This is a genomic window from Bremerella sp. JC817, from assembly GCF_040718835.1.
Lineage (GTDB): Bacteria > Planctomycetota > Planctomycetia > Pirellulales > Pirellulaceae > Bremerella.
Window position 1 is genome coordinate 1 of sequence record NZ_JBFEFG010000210.1, and the last position, 476, is coordinate 476.

The 476-nt window shown below is 73.1% G+C and carries 1 pseudogene; it reads left to right on the plus strand.

The features are described 5' to 3' along the window. Positions 1–476 (plus strand): annotated as a pseudogene (locus tag AB1L30_RS01005) (hypothetical protein); the annotation flags it as partial.

Sequence of the window (476 nt, forward strand, 5' to 3'; positions counted from 1 at the left end):
ACTGGCGGACGATCGCCGTGCTGTCGGTCATCGTCGGCACGGCCGCCCTGGGGATGACCCTCATCATGATCGTCGGCGGGATCGACCTGTCGGTCGGCTCGGCCGTGGCCCTGGTCACCGTGCTGGCCGCCTCGCTCGTCGGCGGCTTCGACCTGCCCGTGCCATTGCTCCCCGGCGCCCTCGGCGGCGACCTGCTCCGGCGCCTCGCCGGCGGCGATTCGCTGGCCGTCCCGCCGGTGCCGTTGCCCGTGGCGATGGTCGCCGGGGTCCTGCTCGGCGGCCTCTGCGGCCTGGTCAACGGCGCCCTGATCACCAGGCTCAACGTCGTCCCCTTCATCGTCACCCTGGGCACCATGAAGGCGTTCCGGGGCCTGGCCAAGTGGTCGGCCGGCAGCACGTCGGTCTACATCGACGACGCGGACAAGGCCCCCTGGTTCAAGGGGCTCCTGGCGACCGACGCCGCCCTGCCCCCCGGC